Origin of the sequence: Melaminivora alkalimesophila, assembly GCF_000282995.1 — a bacterium.
GTDB classification, from domain to species: Bacteria; Pseudomonadota; Gammaproteobacteria; order Burkholderiales; family Burkholderiaceae_C; genus Melaminivora; species Melaminivora alkalimesophila.
In genome coordinates this window covers 1-14,686 of the sequence record NZ_ALEE01000277.1, presented here as the reverse complement: position 1 = coordinate 14,686, position 14,686 = coordinate 1, and the positions used below count along the sequence as shown (strand labels likewise).

Here is a 14,686-nt window from a genome sequence, read left to right as displayed (position 1 = left end):
CGCCCGCCAGTGGCTGGCCAGCGTGCTGCGCGACGAGGCCGCGCGCGAGCTGGCCACCGTGGCGCTGCAGACGGCGCTGTACGTGCCCGAGACCATCAACGGCATGGAGCTGCTGGACAACTTCCGCCTGTCCAACGTGCAGATGGCCTTCGTCATCGACGAGTACGGCGAGGTGCAGGGCATCGTCACGCTGCAAGACCTGATCGAGGCCATCACGGGCGAGTTCCACTCGCTCGACCCCGAGGACGCCTGGGCCGTGCAGCGCGAGGACGGCAGCTGGCTGCTGGACGGCCACATCCCGGTGCCGGAACTCAAGGACCGGCTGCAGCTGGGGTCGGTTCCCGAGGAAGAGCGCGGGCGCTACCACACGCTCAGCGGCATGGTCATGCTGCTCACCGGCAAGCTGCCCAACGTGACCGACACCGTGCAGTGGGAAGACTGGCAGTTCGAGGTGGTCGACATGGACGGCAAGACCATCGACAAGGTGCTGGCTACGAAGATCGTGCTGCCGGCACTCGACCCCGAGGCCCCGGGCGGCGCCTGAGCCCTGCGGACGGGTCTGCCTCGGCGTCCGGCCGCTTCAGCTCCACAGGTCCAGCGGCGGGTCGGCCGCCACCGCGCGCAGGATGTCGGCGCGCGACAGAAAACCCACGGGGCGTCCGTCCTCGCCCGTTACGGGCAGGCCCGGCAGGCCGGTGTCGAGCAGCACCTGCGCCACGTGCCGCAAGTCGCCGTCGGGCGTGACCGTCGGGACGGGCGCGGCCATCGCCTCGGCCACGGTGCGGCGCGCCAGGGCGACCATCTCGCGCACCGTCTCGCGGTCCGGCAGCAGCTCGGGCGGGGCGATGTCCGCGCGCACCAGCAGGCCGACCACGCGGCCGTCCGCGTTGACCACCGGCGCCTGGCCGATGCCCGCTTGCGCCAGCAGCCGCCAGGCTTGGTGCACCGGCAGGTCCAGCCCGACCGTGACCGCCTCCGGCGTCATGACCTCGCGCACCCGCGTGAGCGGCTGGCGGGGCTCCTGCGGCCCGCGCTCGGCCTGCACGTAGGCCGAGACCGCCTCCAGCACGCGCAACGGCACGTTGCCGGCATCGCCCGGCGGCGCGGCGGTGGCCGGCTCCGACCCCGCGGCGCGCGTGCGCAGCGCCTGGGGCCGCTGCACGCGGCGCACCGGCGCCACCTGACCCAGCTGCGCCGGGCCGCCGCGAAAGACTTGCCCTGAGGGCCCGAATACGAAGAACATGCCGTGCCTCCTGCGGCAGCCATGTTATCGGCGTTGTCGCCCTGCCGTGGGGCTGCGGGAGCACCCCCTAAAATCGCGGCCATGCTCGACATCCTCCTCCTTCGCAAAGATCTGGCCACCGTGGTGGCGCGGCTGCAGACCCGCAAGAACCCGCAACCCTTCCTGGACGTGGAGCGTTTCCAGGCCCTGGAGTCCGAGCGCAAGACCCTCCAGACGCGCACCGAGGAGCTGCAGGCGCGGCGCAACCAGCTGTCCAAGCAGATCGGCGCCCTGATGGGCCGGGGCGAGAAGGAAGCCGCCGAGGCGGCCAAGTCCGAGGTCGGCGCCATCAAGCAGGCGCTCGACGGCTCGGCGGCGCGGCTGGAGCAGATCCAGGCGGAATTGCTGGCGATCCTCTCGGCCGTGCCCAACCTGCCGCACGAGAGCGTGCCGGTCGGCGCGGACGAGGCGGACAACGTCGAGGTGCGCCGCTGGGGCACGCCGCGCGCCTTCGACTTCGCCGTGCGCGACCACGTGGACCTGGGCGAGCCGCTGGGCCTGGATTTCGGCGCCGGCGCCAAGCTGGCGGGCGCGCGCTTTGCCGTCATGCGCGGCCCCGTGGCGCGGCTGCACCGGGCCCTCGCGCAGTTCATGCTCGACATGCAGACGCAGGAGCATGGCTACACGGAATGCTACGTGCCCTACATCGTCAATGCCGAGGCCCTGCGCGGCACCGGCCAGCTGCCCAAGTTCGAGGGCGACCTGTTCGCCGCGAAAAAGGGCGGGCAGGAGAGCGAACCGCAGCCCGATGACAGCCTGCTCTACCTGATCCCCACCAGCGAGGTGCCGCTGACCAACCTGGTGCAGGACACGCTGCTGGCCGAAGACCAGCTGCCGCTGCGCTTCACGGCCCACACCCCCTGCTTTCGCTCGGAGGCCGGCAGCCACGGCCGCGACACGCGCGGCATGGTCCGCCAGCACCAGTTCGACAAGGTCGAGATGGTGCAGATCGTGCACCCCGAGCGCAGCTACGAGGCGCTGGAGGAGATGACCGGCCACGCCGAGGCCGTCTTGCAAAGGCTGGGCCTGCCGTACCGCGTCATGCTGCTGTCCAGCGGCGACATGGGCTTTGGTGCCGCCAAGACCTACGACCTGGAAGTGTGGCTGCCCGCGCAGCAAACCTACCGCGAGATCAGCTCCGTGAGCAATTGCGAGGCCTTCCAGGCGCGCCGCATGCAGGCGCGCTTCAAGAGCGCCCAGGGCAGGAACGAGCTGGTGCACACGCTCAACGGCTCGGGCCTGGCGGTGGGCCGGGCGCTGGTGGCGGTGCTGGAGAACTACCAGAACGAGGACGGCAGCATCACCGTGCCCGAGGCGCTGCGGCCCTACCTGGGCGGCCTGGAGCGCCTGGGGGCGCAGGGCGGGGCGGTGGCCTCGGCCGGCTGAAGGGCCGCACCGCGGTGGCCGTGCACCCCGGCGGCCTGGCTTTTTGCTGCTAGAATTGCTGGCTTCGACACACAGGAGAGGTGGCAGAGTGGTCGAATGTACCTGACTCGAAATCAGGCGTACGTGCAAGCGTACCGTGGGTTCGAATCCCACCCTCTCCGCCAGGATTGAAGCCTAAGTGATTGATTCACTTAGGCTTTTTTCTTTGCCATCCAGCTCTACCCATGTTTCTACCCATGTCGCAAACGTTGGTAGCGGTGGGATCAGGCGCTTTCGTCGCGGTCTATGTTGGGCATAGGACGCTCCACGCGCGCGCGGGGGGACCGAAGATAAGCAATCCGCAGGGCCTGCGGATTGGGACGCTCCACGCGCGCGCGGGGGGACCGATTCGGAGCCTCCGCACTGAGTGCGGACCCTGCCCGCTCCACGCGCGCGGGGGGCTTACCGGGCAAATCCCGGTTTGGCCGGGCGGGGGGGGGAAACTCTGCGGTTCTGTAGAGTTTTACGATGGTCTCGCAAAAGGCGCAGAACTGCGCTCATCGGCGGCGCCATCGCGAAACGGAAATAGACGAATCGGCGCGTCCTGTGGTAGCCGCCAAAAAGCGATAGCAGGGAAGCAATGTCTGACAATGGTTTGCGCGCGAAGGTGCCGGTTGCTGCCACAGATTCGAGCTGTACGGGTATCAGTATTTCGCGATGGCTCACGGCCAGAAAATCGCAGCTCAGGCGCGATTACCCGGCACCAGGGCAAGGGGGTGCGCGAAGTGATGCACCCTTGCCGGCGCAAAAAAGCCCGCGCGCGGCGGGCCTGGGGTGATGGCGATGGCGGATCAGGTGCTACGCCACACCATCACAGCGGGCGCCAGCTCAGCGCAGCGGCGCTCCAACGCCTCCGGTGTCTCATCGGTCAGGCGGTCAATCTGGGGGCCGGCGGGGTAGGCGACAAAGCCTTGCAGCGGGTGGTTTATCACCCTCGCGAAGATGCGAAGCGGCTCCCGGTCACGCTCATGAAGCACTGCCTCCAAGCGGGCGATGCGGCGTTCAAAGCTCGATTGCATGGTGGTGTCCTTCGGTCAATTGACGCATGTAGTGCGCGGCCAGCAGCGCCCATTCATCAGCCGGCAGGACTTCGCCCAGCAGCAGGAAGCCGCCACGCACGCCAGCAGCGGCGGCGGCCTCGATGGATGGCCAGGCCAGCGGCCAGCGGCGCCGGGCGTCCTGGGCAGCTTCCAGGCGTGTCAGACGTGATTGCAGCTTGCTCATGGCGCAAACACCTCCACAAGCTCATCCAAAGCCAGATGCTGATCCGATTCGTTCAGGGTGATGACGTGCCGGCCTTGCTGGCGCAGGCGCTGCACCTGGGACAGCATCTCATCGCGGGCCGGGCCGTTTGCGTCTGGCAGCACCAGCACCACGGGCAGATACTGCCCACCGTGCTGCACCTCCAGACGGCGCAGGCGGGCGGATAAATCACGGGTTGACATGTTGACCCTCCAGGCGCTCGATACGTCGCGCCAATTCGTCAATTTCGACTACGCGGGCAAGCTGGCCCACAGCAGCCACCAGGGCGGCGCCAGTGCCGGGCGCAAGCTCGCCGGCAGCCACGGCGGCCAGGACGGCGCGCCCTTGGTCGGACAAGCTGCCATCGGGCAGTGCCAGCGCCTGGGTCGGCTCTTGTGCTTTGAGCGGCGGGATCACGCGCTCCAACAGCAGCCGGGCCGCCTGGGTGTCACCTTCAAGCGCTTGCTCCAACAGCTTGTTGATGACGCCGGGCACGTGGCCAGCAATGGCAGCTCGCAGCGGCGCTACCTTCGCACTGCCAGGGGCGCGGCCTTTTGGGTTGCCGGATTGGCCGGGCTTCCATTTGCTCTTGCTCATGATGTGCTTTTGCAGGGGTTTACAGCCCCGCCAGCGCGCCAAACTGCGCCGGCAGGGCCTGGGGTATCACTCGGTCGCCTCGGCCTCGCTGGGGGCGTTTTCTCCCCTCAGCATCTCCAAGGTCGGCACCACGCCGCGCAAGTGCCAGCCGGTATCAGCTCCAAAGTGCCGCAGCATCTCTTGCGGCCCCCAATCGGCAGACGGCGCAACATCGTCAATTGCCGATTGCAGGACACGGCGGGCAGCCGCCAAAGTGGTCGCCTCCTCTTCAAGCTCCCACGCTTCGTCAGCGGAAACGAGTGAGCCAATGACGCGGGCGCGCGTCTCCTCGCTCACGCCAGTTAGCTCTGCCGGCAGCCTGGCGACGGCCTGACGTACGCGCTCGCTGGCCATCGTCAGGGCGGTAGCAGACGGAGGCTCGGCCTTCAGCAGGCGGCCCAGCTCCAGGTCAATCAGGGTCTGTGCAGCATCTGCCGATGGGGGCGCGGCGTCTGCCAGGATGGCGCTGCGGCGGGCCGCGTGCTCGCGCTCCAAGGACACAAACTCGCGCGCCACGGAGGCGATGTTGGCCAGGCGGGAGTCGGCGGCGGCGCGGATCCGCTCACTCTTGCCGTGGTCGCTCAATTCCCGGTCGCGATGGATGGCGGCGGCCTTTTCGTGCAAGTCAGCAACCTGTCCGACGGCGCTTGCAACGCTTGCCGGGTCAATCAGCTTTTGCACGCGGCGCGCGAGACTTGACTGGGGCGCGCCATGCACGATGTTGGTGGCCATCGCAAGGCGAGCAGTCTTGTTGAAAGTGGTCATGTTGTGGTCTTTCTGGGCTTCGTGCCCACGGTGAAAAAGGGAAGGGATCAGCCGCGCGGCATGGGTGAAAACATGGGTAAGGAGCGCGCACGGCCTGGGAAGCGGCGCCAGCGCTCAAACTGCGGCGGACAAGCCCTCCGTCGGTTGCACGGTGTGGCGCTTGCGGGCCGCCCGTGGTTTCGCCGTCGCAGCAGCCGATGCAGCAGCTTCGCTACGAAGAATGGTTACCTCTAGATGGTCACCGCCAGACGGTGTAGGCGATGCGTCAAAAGGGGCCTGCATAGCACCGCCAGACGGTGCAACGGGCAGCGCCTCTACACCGCCAGACGGTGCTATAGGGGCACTCTCTACACCGCCAGACGGTGTAGGCGCCTCGTTTTTTCGCCAGCGCGCGTAAAGCTCTTCACGGCTCTGCTTCGGTGGCGGCAGCGGGGCACCGTCCTGAAAAGCACCGCGCCGGAAGCTCTCAGCAGCGCCAGGATCAAACCCGGATTTGTCGCCTGTCAGGCGCTGCCATGTGACCGCGTACCAGGACGCTTTATTGGGCCGATGGCCTTGCACCGTTTGATGCAGAAAGCCGGTCTCTGCCAGCTCGCGCAGCGCGCGGTTGATGACGTCGTTGGACTTCCAGCCGCGCCGGCTCAGGTAGGCGCCAGACGCCAGCAGCCGCCCGTTGTTGTCCGGGCCTAGCTGCCGCGCTAGCTCCAGCAGCAACGAGCGCGCTGGATGGCTCAGGCGCTGCCATGCTGGGCAATCCAGCACCGACCACGGCATGGCGATGAAGCCCCCCGCCATGCGGCCTGAATCGCCCTTGGAGCGTTTTTTGCCCCAGCCCATGATCAGACGCTCCCGATCAGCGCATCGGCGTTTTCCGGCTCGGCAACAAGGCTGTACAGCGCCACGCCGGTATGGCTGTAACCGTCGCGATCAACGACCGTGACAGTCGTTTTGTCGATGAGAAAGCCCTTGGCCTTCAGCTCGAAGATGCGCGATGGCGGGTGGTACACGCCGGCAATCGTCATCAGCTCGTAGGACGTGTGCGGACGGCGGCGCAGGGCCTCGATGATGCGCTGATACTGCGCTTCGGTGGCCGTGCTTTTGCTAAAATGGCGGCGCTTGCTTGTGACGTTTTGGAAGCCCTCGGTGTTGGTAGCGCCGGGGGCTTTTTGCTTGCTGTGACGGAGGATCATTACGCGGCCCTCCGCTCGATATAGGCGCGCACGTCGCCCATGCGAAAGCGAGTGCAGCGCGCTCCCAGTCGGATCGGTCGGGGAAAGTCCGACTCGTTTTGCGCCTTGCGCCACAACGTCGAGACTCCCTGACCGACCAGCGCGGCGAAGGTCTTGATGGGCACCAGGGCGCCATCAGGCAGGTTGTCGATTTCGCGAAGGTCTTTCATAACGGCCTTTCAGAAACGAAAAAACCCGCAGGGCGCAAACCGTGCGGGCATAAAAAAAGCCGACCTCCTTGCGGATGGTCGGCCACGGTTTGCCCTCTACGGGCGGATTCGGGACGGAAACAAAAAAGCCCGCTCAGGGCGGGCTATGGGAAATTTTGGGCGAGTTTCTCCGTCTAAGGCTACCCCATGCGGCTACAGGCGGTTGCCAGGCTCTGGCATGGGGGCGTTTGACAGAGAGTCCCCGGACGACAGCCTCAGCAGGCTGTGAAATCGGTCTCAGAATTATGCACTAGAAAAGACGTAGCGGGACAATTAGTCTCTTAGGCGATGTTGCGAATAGGCACTACGTCAGCCGGCAGGGGCACGTGGTCGCAGTGCCGCGCCCAATCGCTCATCAGGGCGTTGCGCTTTTCAAACAGGGTGCCGCGCGCGTAGGCAGCTTCAACCTTGTCCTTCAGCCCGTGCGCCAATGCGTGCTCGATAACTTCGCGCGGGTGGCTTGTCGATTCGCCGGCCCAGTCCCGGAAGGAGCTTCTGAATCCGTGCACCGTCAAATCAGCCCGGCCCATGCGTTTGAGCAACATCAGCCCGGCCATGTTGGATAGGGGCTTGCCTGGGCGCGTGCCAGGGAAGATGAAGCCCTCCATGCCGTGCGCTGCGGCCTGGGCTTGCAGCACGCTCACGGCGGCATCAGACAGCGGAATGACGTGCTCCTTGCCTGCCTTCATGCGGGCAGCCGGAATCGTCCAGGTGCGCTGCGCCAGGTCAATCTCGCGCCAATCGGCATTGAAGGCTTCGGACGTGCGGCAGGCGCTCAGGATGATCAGCTCCACGGCGCGCGCGGCAGTGCCTTGTTGGCCTCGCAGCTCGCGCATGAAGGCGCCCATTTCGCGCCAGGGCAGGGCGGGATGGTGCTGCACCTTCTGCACCTTCGAGCGTGCAGGCAGCAGCTTGTCCAGGTGTCCACGCCAGCGCGCCGGGTTGTCGCCACTGCGGTACTTCTGCACGGTTGCCCAATCGAGGATGTTTTCAATCCTGCCTCGCAGGCGTGATGCGGTCTCGGCTTTGGTGCGCCATATCGGCTCCAACACGCGCAGGACGTGAGCTGTCTCCACGTCAGCAACGGCCATGCCGCCAATGATGGGATGGGCGTAGGTCTCCAAGGTGGCAGTCCACTGCGCGGCGTGCTTTGCGCTCTTCCAGCCGGCCTCATGGGCTTTGATGTACTCGGCAGCGCACGATGTGAAGGTGCGCCTGTTGCTGGCCTCCATGCGGGCCTGTTGCTGCGCTTCGCGCTTCGCGTCAATCGGATCTATGCCATCGGCCAGCAGCTTGCGCGCGGCCTGGGCGCGGTCTCGCGCGTCCTGCAATGAAAAGGTGCTGGCGCTGCCCAAACCCATCTCGCGCGACTTGCCGGCCAGGGTGTAGCGCAACACCCATGATTTGCTGCCTCCGCGCGCCACTTGCAGCCACAGATTCCCGCCGTCGGCGTAGTAGCCCGGCACCTTCGCCGTCTTGACTTGCAGCGCGCTCAGTCGATTGATTGCCCTTGCCATTACCCACACTCCTACCCATGTTCGATGGTGCGATTGTACGGGACTACGCGGGACTACACTGGACTACCAGTGTTGTGCAAGTCGTTGTTTTTGCAGGGTGTTTTAGACTGAAGTGGACTAAGCGGGACTAACTGTGAGGCGGACACCCTCTCCGCCAAGGACAACGCCCGGCAGCTCGGTAACAGCGCTGCCGGGCGTTCGTTTTTGTGCGCCTGGCGGCCAAGAAGGCGCCGCCCTGCCAGCGCGCTCTGGCATGCCAAGCCGTCCTGTCCTACATCGACTGCGCAGCAGGTGCGCAAGCATGGCTGTTCGCGCCGCGGCCCGCCCGGGCCGGTAGCGGACTTCGCCTTCCCTCAGGAGCCGTGCATGCCCTCCAAAAGGACCTTCCATGCGCATCCACCACCTCAACTGCATTTCTGCCTGTGCCCTGGGCGGGCGCCTCATGGACGGCAGCACGCCTTCGCTGTTCCGGCGCGCGCCGTTGTGCTGCCACTGCCTGCTGCTGGAGCCCTCCGCCGGACTGGTGCTGGTGGACACGGGCTACGGGCTGCGCGACGTGCAGGATCCCAGGAGCCGTCTGGGCGGGTTCTTTCTGTGGTTGATGGACCCGGACCTGCGCGAGGAGATGACGGCCGTGCGGCAGATCCGCCGCCTGGGCTTCAATCCCGCCGATGTGCGCCACATCGTGCTCACGCACCTGGATTTCGACCACGCGGGCGGGCTGGATGATTTTCCGGGCGCGCGCGTCCACATGCTCGCCCAGGAACGCGACGATGCCATGGCCCAGCGCAGCTGGCTGGACCGGCAGCGCTTTCGCCCGCAGCAATGGTCGACCCGCGAGGCCTGGCAGACCTATGAGGCCAGCCAGGGCGAGCGCTGGTTCGGCTTCGAATGCGTGCGCGATCTACAGGGCCTGCCACCCGAGATCCTGCTGGTGCCGCTGCGGGGCCACACGCTCGGCCACGCCGGCGTGGCCGTGCAGACCGATGCGGGCTGGCTCCTGCAGGCGGGCGACGCGTATTTCCATCATCGGGAAATGGACCCGGTCGATCCCTGGTGCACTCCGGGACTGAGGGCCTACCAGGTCTTGCTGGAAAAGGACCGGGCTGCCCGCCTGAACAACCAGGCCCGGCTGCGCGCACTGGCCCAGGAGCAGGCCGGCTCGGTCCTCGTGTGCTGTGCACACGACAACACCGAATTCGAGCGGCTCTCGGGCAGGCTGATCACTGCGCTGCCCGATGCCGCTTCCCATGCGCAGGGATCTTCCTCGGGTCAGGAACCCTTCGCTGGCCGCCGCGGTGGCGGCCTGTCCTCTCCATCCATCTGAAAGGAGTTTCCTATGAACGGACCAAACCCCCAGAGCAGCCACGCTGGCACCGGCTGGCAGAACGCGCAGCAGGGCGGGGCGCCGGGCGCCGACGCCTCCGCGGATCCCACGCTGCAGGTGCGCAAGGCCTCGGAAAGTGCCCTCGACGATGCCGTCGAGGCGACCTTCCCGGCCAGCGATCCGGTGGCCCTCACCTCCACCAAGGCGGTGCCGGCCGAGGACGTGGAGCGCCAGGGGCGGCCGGAGCGCTGAGACGCCCGGACGTGGTGCAGCTGCCTGGGTTTTCATGAGGAAATACTTGAAATGCCAGCGGCATCTTGTTACCCCGCAACGTCTTCTGCCTACCTCCATGTCGGATAGAGATTACGGTTCGGCGCATGGGAGAGGCGCAAATTTGTCCTCGCACGTTGGAATTCCCCAGCATGCTTCTTTGATTGGTAATCCACAGGAGATCGCAATGCCTACCAACAACCCGCAAGGTCACAACCAGTACACGAACAACAACAGCAACAGCAACAAGGGCGGCCACAGCAACCAGGGCGGCAACAACCAGAGCAACAACTCTGGCGGCGGCCGAGGCTTCGCCGGCATGGACCCCGAGCGCCAGCGCGAGATCGCTGCCGAAGGCGGCCGCGCAGCCCACGCTTCGGGCAATGCCCACGAGTTCACGTCCGAAGAGGCACGCAAGGCAGGCGCCAAGAGCCACGGCGGCCATGGCTCCTCGTCCTCGCAGAGCCAGGGTTCGAACAACTCGCAGGGTTCTTCGAACAACAACAACAGCAACTCCGGCAACACCCGCGGCGGCTCCAGCGAGCAGCACGCCCGTGCCGGCAGCCAGAGCCACAAGAACGATCGCTGAGGTGTCGCTTGGCTGAGATGACCGAAGGCCCGCAGGGGCCTTCGGTTTTTTTGTGGCGGCCGCGGCGTGCTCGGCGCTCAGGCCCCGTCACCCGCGTTGCCGGTGATCGGCAGCACGATGCCAGTGATGTAGCTCGAGCAGCTGGGCGCGGCCAGGAAGACATAGGCCGGCGCGATTTCCTCCGGCTGCGCCGGTCGCCCCAGGTCCGTGGAGGCGCCGAAGTCCTTGATGTCATCTGCCGGCTTGTCGGCCGGGTTGAGGGGCGTCCAGACCGGGCCGGGAGCGACGGCGTTCACCCGGATTCCCTTGTCCACCAGGTTGTGCGCGAGGGCCTTGGTGAAGGCGTGGATCGCGCCCTTGGTGGCAGAGTAGTCCAGCAGCTCCTTGCTGCCGCGCAGCCCGGTGACGGAGCCGGTGTTGATGATCGCATCGCCCCGCCCGAGGTGTTCGAGCGCGGCCTTGGCCATGTGGAAGTAGCCGTAGACGTTGGTGCGGAAGGTTTCGTCGAAGTGCTGCTCGCTCAGCGCATCCAGGTCCTTGGCGTGCTGCTGGAAGGCGGCGTTGTTGACCAGAACGTTCAGCTTGCCAAAGGCTCGGACCGTTGCCTCGACGGCCTGCTTGCAAAAGCCGAAGTCCTTCACATCCCCCGCGATGGCCAGGCTGCGGGCGCCTTCTGCCTCGATCAGGCGGCAGGTCTCGCGCGCGTCCTCCTCTTCGTTCAAATACACGATCGCCACGTCCGCGCCCTCTCGGGCAAACAGCACGGCAACGGCGCGGCCGATCCCAGAGTCTCCGCCGGTGATCAGCGCCACCTTGCCCTGGAGCTTGCGGCTGCTCTCGTAGTGGGGCGCATCGGAGCGAGGCTGCAGCTCCATGTCCTGCTGCAGCCCGGGTTTTTGCAGGTGCTGCTGCGGCAAGGGAGGCTGTGGCTCGCCGCGGCCCGGGCCGGGCGCGGCCTGCGCCTGGCCCTCATCCTCGGGCTGGGCGCCGGACGGCCTGGCTTCGCGGCGGTCGCTTTCCTGCTGGATTTGGCGTTGGCGCTGGGCGGCGGCGTCGGCAGCGCCTGCGAAAGAGGCGCGGGAATCATCAGGGCGGTGTGTTGGCATGGAAAGACCTCACTGAAGATGGGCAGGGTGCAACAGGGCTAAAAGAAGGGGTGACAGCGGCCGCCGGGCCGCCTCACCGGCTCAACCGAGCGGCTTCCAGAAGGCCAGCGGCTCGGGGGAAGGAAACTGCAGAGGGAGCCGCCGGTTGGCGGCCATCGCCTCTTGCTGGCGCAGGCGCTTGAGCGCGCGGGGCCTGAGGGGCTTATCGTTGCTGCGTTGGAAAGCATTGGGCATGGCGGCGCTCCGGATGGGGTATGGTCCGGATTCGAGCATCGACCCCGCCCGCTCCCTGTCGGACGCCGTCGACGAATGCGCCCGGCCCTGGCGGACGCAGACTGCACACGAACCCTGCCGATGCGGAGAAGAGATGAGCCATTTTGAGAACATCCGTGCCAAGGCCATCGCCTGGTGCAAGGATTTCGACCGGTACAAGGAAGAGTGCCGGATGTTCGCCGAGCGCCTGCGGGTGGAGTACATCTACTACCTGGGAGCGCGCTCGACCGACGTGGAGTTCCACAAGCTCGACGAGCGTCTGGAGCGCCTGCCCGGCGATGGCACCACGCTGTCGCCGCGCCTGCAGGTGGGGGACGACGGCTTCGTCTACTTCGGGCTGACCCTGTTCCTGCGCGAGGGTTCGCACTGCCTGGAGGAACATGCGCGCATCGGGGTGCAGCGCGTGCACGGGAAGTGGCGCGTGCGCTGGAACCAGATCGAGAGCGGCAGCATCGCGGAGCGCACCCCGCATGCGTTCTTCGACAAGGTCAGCGCGGCGATCCTGGAGAAGTACTCCACGCCGTTCTACAAGATCCGTGGCCAGCTCGGCTTCATCCCGACCTTCAGCAACGACCACCTGGTGCTGGTGCCTGCGGCCGAAGCGCCGGTGGCCAACGACGACAAGAACCAGGCCGGCGGCTCGGTGGCCTGAGCGCCGGCCGGGGGCGGGCCCTCCTCAGGCGCTCTCCAGGGAAGGAAGGCCGCTTTGCAGCAGCGGCGCCTCGGTGGCGATCGCGTTGTGCCGGCCGTCGCCGCCGATGCGAAAGTGCGCCGTCGGGGAATGGACCAGCTGGACGATCGAGCCGAAGCACGCGGCGGGCAAGACCAGGGTGCCCAGCGCCAGGCTCTCGTAGAGCTCGAAGCCCGGTGGCGGCAATTCTGCCGCGGGGGAAAAGCCGATCTGCAAGGCGGTGCGCAGCGCGCCTGCGCGGGCGCCCACCAATTCGATGAAGCCGGTGGCCATGGGAACATGGAAGTCCCCTTCGGCAAAGTCGTGCAGCCCCGACAGAGCGATGGCGCGCACGCTTTTCACCTTGATCGTGACATAGCTCTCCCAGTCATGCGAGAAGTCCTGGGCTTTCATCGCGGTCTTGGCCCATGGCCGGGTGTTCTGGATGGGAATCATTCATGGCTCCAATGAAAGAGAGGGGCAGGTCCTGTGTCCACGCGGCGCTAGGCGCCGGCACGCGCTGGGCCGGCCGGCGTTCGCTCGGGGGCGTCCGGATACGTCGTCGGAAAAGCCGGCTGCACCTCCTCGGGCCCATCGGGCACCTGGGCGGGCACCGGTTGCTGCACCTTGCCTGGTTCGTCACTGAAGGGCTGGGGCGGCCGGGGCGGGAGCGCGGGCTCGTTCGTGGGGTTCATGGCATCGCTTGCAAGGACGACAAAGGAAAGAGATTCGGGCGTGAAACACGTGGAGCAATTAACAAATAGATTCCTTTGAAAATCATTCCACCTGTTTGTTTCCTTTCTGCATCTCTTTTATCAAAGAGAAGGCTTTTCAGCCGAGGATGCTTGTAGAAAGGGAAAACCCTGGAAAGACCATTCTTGGATGGAGAAAAGAAAAAGGTTGGAAAGCCTTTTCCTGAGCCGTTGTAGGACAAGCGGATGCAAAACAAGGGACCTGCCACCTGCAGGAGGGCTTCCATGCAAGGCTGGGGCGGCACCGGGCCGTTGCCCTTGCTGGTTGGGGCGCGCTGCGCTGACGCCTGTGTAAGCGCTGACTGACAAAGGGGGCTGTTGCGCAGTCCAAGCATCGGGCTGCGCATGGGGAATTGGCCCCGGCGAAGCTCTCAACGATGTTTTTGGAGATCAAGATGGCAAATCGCGACTACAACGAATCTCAGCGCTACCAAGGCCGCGGCTACGAGGACGAACGCTCCGGCTATGGCAGGGAGGGCGAATACGGCGGTCAGGAGGACCGCGGTCGGTATTCGCGCCAAGGCCACCAGGGCGGACGCGATGGAGGCTACGGTGACCACCACGGCGGCTACGGGGGCAGCCAGTACAACACCCAGGGCGGGTACCGGGGCGGTGACCAAGGCGGCTACGGCGGGGGCCGCCAGGGCGGCTGGGAAGGCGCGCAGGGCGGCTACGGCGGAGGCCACGGCGGCTATGGGGGCGGTCAGGGCGGCTATGGCGGCGGTCAGGGCGGCTACGGCGGCGGCTGGGGCAGCCAGCAGGGCGGCGGCTGGGATGGTGGCCCGTCCTATGCGCAGGCCGGCAACCAGGGGCGCTATGGCAGCTACGGGGGCTACAGCCAGCCGGGTGGGCGCCAGCACGGGGGCTACGGCGGTGGCTATGAGTACCAGGGTGGCTATGGCGGCGACCGTGGGGGCAGCTACGACCAGCAGCAAGGCTACGGCGGCCAGGCAGGCCACCGGGGGCAGATGCGCCATGACCACTCGCAGGGCTTCTACGGCGATGCGGACCGGTTCGCGGGCGGCTCGCGCGGGGGGCAGCAGCAACGCTCGCGCTACCACGACGATCCGGACTACCAGCAGTGGCGCGACGAGCAGATGCGCAATCTGGACAGCGACTACGAAAGCTGGCGCGGGGAGCGTTACAAGAAATTCTCCGAGGAATTCAACAACTGGCGCAGCAACCGCAGCCGCAACAGCGGCCAGGGCGAGGGCGGCAGCGAGGGCGGCGGCCGCGCAGAGCACGGCTCTTCCTCTTCGTCCTCTTCCTCTTCCGGAACCGGCTCGGGCTCGGGCTCTAACAGCCAAAAAGCATCCGGCAAGGACCAGAGCAAGTAACCTCCTCGCCTGAACTGGAAACCGCGGGCGGCGCCGGCCATGGTGGTGGCGGGCGCC

21 protein-coding genes and 1 tRNA gene are annotated in these 14,686 nt (G+C 66.5%); 8 read left to right on the top strand and 14 right to left on the bottom strand.

Going from position 1 to position 14,686, the window contains the following annotated elements; all coding sequences use genetic code 11:
• Positions 1-544: transporter associated domain-containing protein (locus tag A612_RS05265; RefSeq protein ID WP_019373494.1), on the top strand; the 544-nt coding region annotated here is incomplete at its 5' end.
• Between the two features lie 36 nt (positions 545-580).
• Here A612_RS05265 and A612_RS05260 read toward each other — a convergent pair.
• Positions 581-1,243 carry a CBS domain-containing protein gene (locus A612_RS05260; RefSeq protein WP_019373493.1) on the bottom strand — a complete coding sequence of 221 codons (663 nt, stop codon included), beginning with the start codon at positions 1,241-1,243 and terminating at the stop codon, positions 581-583.
• Between the two features lie 81 nt (positions 1,244-1,324).
• On the opposite strand from A612_RS05260, the gene serS reads away from it, so the two are divergent.
• Positions 1,325-2,668 carry a serine--tRNA ligase gene (gene serS / locus A612_RS05255; RefSeq protein ID WP_019373492.1) on the top strand — a complete coding sequence of 448 codons (1,344 nt, stop codon included), beginning with the start codon at positions 1,325-1,327 and terminating at the stop codon, positions 2,666-2,668.
• A 74-nt stretch (positions 2,669-2,742) separates the two neighbouring features.
• Positions 2,743-2,832 (top strand) — tRNA-Ser (locus tag A612_RS05250).
• Positions 2,833-3,498: 666 nt separating this feature from the next.
• Here A612_RS05250 and A612_RS05245 read toward each other — a convergent pair.
• The 9 genes from A612_RS05245 to A612_RS05215 form a co-directional block, all read right to left on the bottom strand.
• Entirely contained in the window at positions 3,499-3,726 is a 228-nt protein-coding gene (locus A612_RS05245; protein WP_019373491.1) for a hypothetical protein, read from the bottom strand.
• Positions 3,710-3,931, bottom strand: coding sequence for a hypothetical protein (locus A612_RS05240; protein ID WP_019373490.1), 222 nt, complete (start codon positions 3,929-3,931; stop codon positions 3,710-3,712). Before A612_RS05240 ends, A612_RS05245 begins: the two co-directional genes overlap by 17 nt.
• Positions 3,928-4,152, bottom strand: coding sequence for a hypothetical protein (locus tag A612_RS16985; RefSeq protein ID WP_141630327.1), 225 nt, complete (start codon positions 4,150-4,152; stop codon positions 3,928-3,930). The genes A612_RS05240 and A612_RS16985 overlap by 4 nt, the downstream gene beginning before the upstream one ends.
• Entirely contained in the window at positions 4,139-4,546 is a 408-nt protein-coding gene (locus A612_RS05235) for a DUF5681 domain-containing protein (RefSeq protein WP_040436143.1), read from the bottom strand. The genes A612_RS16985 and A612_RS05235 overlap by 14 nt, the downstream gene beginning before the upstream one ends.
• Before the next feature lie 66 nt (positions 4,547-4,612).
• Positions 4,613-5,350: a hypothetical protein gene (locus A612_RS05230; protein ID WP_040436141.1), complete on the bottom strand. Its 738-nt coding sequence runs from the start codon at positions 5,348-5,350 to the stop codon at positions 4,613-4,615.
• A gap of 114 nt (positions 5,351-5,464) precedes the next feature.
• On the bottom strand, positions 5,465-6,187 hold the full coding sequence (locus tag A612_RS16445) for a helix-turn-helix domain-containing protein (RefSeq protein WP_075807020.1): 723 nt from the start codon (positions 6,185-6,187) through the stop codon (positions 5,465-5,467).
• Positions 6,188-6,189: 2 nt separating this feature from the next.
• Positions 6,190-6,540: a helix-turn-helix domain-containing protein gene (locus A612_RS05225; protein ID WP_019373486.1), complete on the bottom strand. Its 351-nt coding sequence runs from the start codon at positions 6,538-6,540 to the stop codon at positions 6,190-6,192.
• Positions 6,540-6,749 carry a helix-turn-helix transcriptional regulator gene (locus A612_RS05220; RefSeq protein WP_019373485.1) on the bottom strand — a complete coding sequence of 70 codons (210 nt, stop codon included), beginning with the start codon at positions 6,747-6,749 and terminating at the stop codon, positions 6,540-6,542. The genes A612_RS05225 and A612_RS05220 overlap by 1 nt, the downstream gene beginning before the upstream one ends.
• A gap of 320 nt (positions 6,750-7,069) precedes the next feature.
• Positions 7,070-8,305: a tyrosine-type recombinase/integrase gene (locus A612_RS05215; RefSeq protein ID WP_019373484.1), complete on the bottom strand. Its 1,236-nt coding sequence runs from the start codon at positions 8,303-8,305 to the stop codon at positions 7,070-7,072.
• 388 nt (positions 8,306-8,693) lie between these two features.
• Here A612_RS05215 and A612_RS05210 point away from each other — a divergent pair, with 388 nt between their 5' ends.
• From A612_RS05210 to A612_RS05200, 3 genes are all read left to right on the top strand, one after another.
• The gene (locus tag A612_RS05210) at positions 8,694-9,632 is read left to right on the top strand and encodes an MBL fold metallo-hydrolase (RefSeq protein ID WP_019373483.1); all 939 of its coding nucleotides are present in this window, start codon (positions 8,694-8,696) and stop codon (positions 9,630-9,632) included.
• Between the two features lie 12 nt (positions 9,633-9,644).
• Entirely contained in the window at positions 9,645-9,884 is a 240-nt protein-coding gene (locus A612_RS05205; RefSeq protein ID WP_019373482.1) for a hypothetical protein, read from the top strand.
• A 205-nt stretch (positions 9,885-10,089) separates the two neighbouring features.
• Positions 10,090-10,491 (top strand): KGG domain-containing protein, encoded by a 402-nt coding sequence (locus tag A612_RS05200; RefSeq protein ID WP_019373481.1) that lies wholly within the window; start codon positions 10,090-10,092, stop codon positions 10,489-10,491.
• A 77-nt stretch (positions 10,492-10,568) separates the two neighbouring features.
• On the opposite strand, the gene A612_RS05195 is transcribed toward A612_RS05200, so the two are convergent.
• Together A612_RS05195 and A612_RS17520 are read right to left on the bottom strand one after the other, a co-directional pair.
• On the bottom strand, positions 10,569-11,597 hold the full coding sequence (locus A612_RS05195; protein ID WP_040436140.1) for an SDR family oxidoreductase: 1,029 nt from the start codon (positions 11,595-11,597) through the stop codon (positions 10,569-10,571).
• A gap of 81 nt (positions 11,598-11,678) precedes the next feature.
• Positions 11,679-11,831 (bottom strand): hypothetical protein, encoded by a 153-nt coding sequence (locus tag A612_RS17520; RefSeq protein ID WP_019373478.1) that lies wholly within the window; start codon positions 11,829-11,831, stop codon positions 11,679-11,681.
• A 133-nt stretch (positions 11,832-11,964) separates the two neighbouring features.
• Here A612_RS17520 and A612_RS05185 point away from each other — a divergent pair, with 133 nt between their 5' ends.
• The gene (locus A612_RS05185; protein WP_019373477.1) at positions 11,965-12,522 is read left to right on the top strand and encodes a hypothetical protein; all 558 of its coding nucleotides are present in this window, start codon (positions 11,965-11,967) and stop codon (positions 12,520-12,522) included.
• A 24-nt stretch (positions 12,523-12,546) separates the two neighbouring features.
• Here the strand turns inward: A612_RS05185 and A612_RS05180 are convergent, their stop codons facing one another.
• Both A612_RS05180 and A612_RS16980 read right to left on the bottom strand, forming a co-directional pair.
• Positions 12,547-12,996, bottom strand: a complete 450-nt coding sequence (locus A612_RS05180) for a hypothetical protein (RefSeq protein WP_019373476.1) — start codon at positions 12,994-12,996, stop codon at positions 12,547-12,549.
• A 235-nt stretch (positions 12,997-13,231) separates the two neighbouring features.
• Complete coding sequence (locus tag A612_RS16980; protein WP_146210363.1) at positions 13,232-13,519, bottom strand: hypothetical protein; 288 nt, start codon at positions 13,517-13,519, stop codon at positions 13,232-13,234.
• A gap of 168 nt (positions 13,520-13,687) precedes the next feature.
• On the opposite strand from A612_RS16980, the gene A612_RS17670 reads away from it, so the two are divergent.
• Entirely contained in the window at positions 13,688-14,629 is a 942-nt protein-coding gene (locus A612_RS17670) for a hypothetical protein (RefSeq protein WP_206536110.1), read from the top strand.
• The last annotated feature ends 57 nt before the right edge of the window (positions 14,630-14,686 follow it).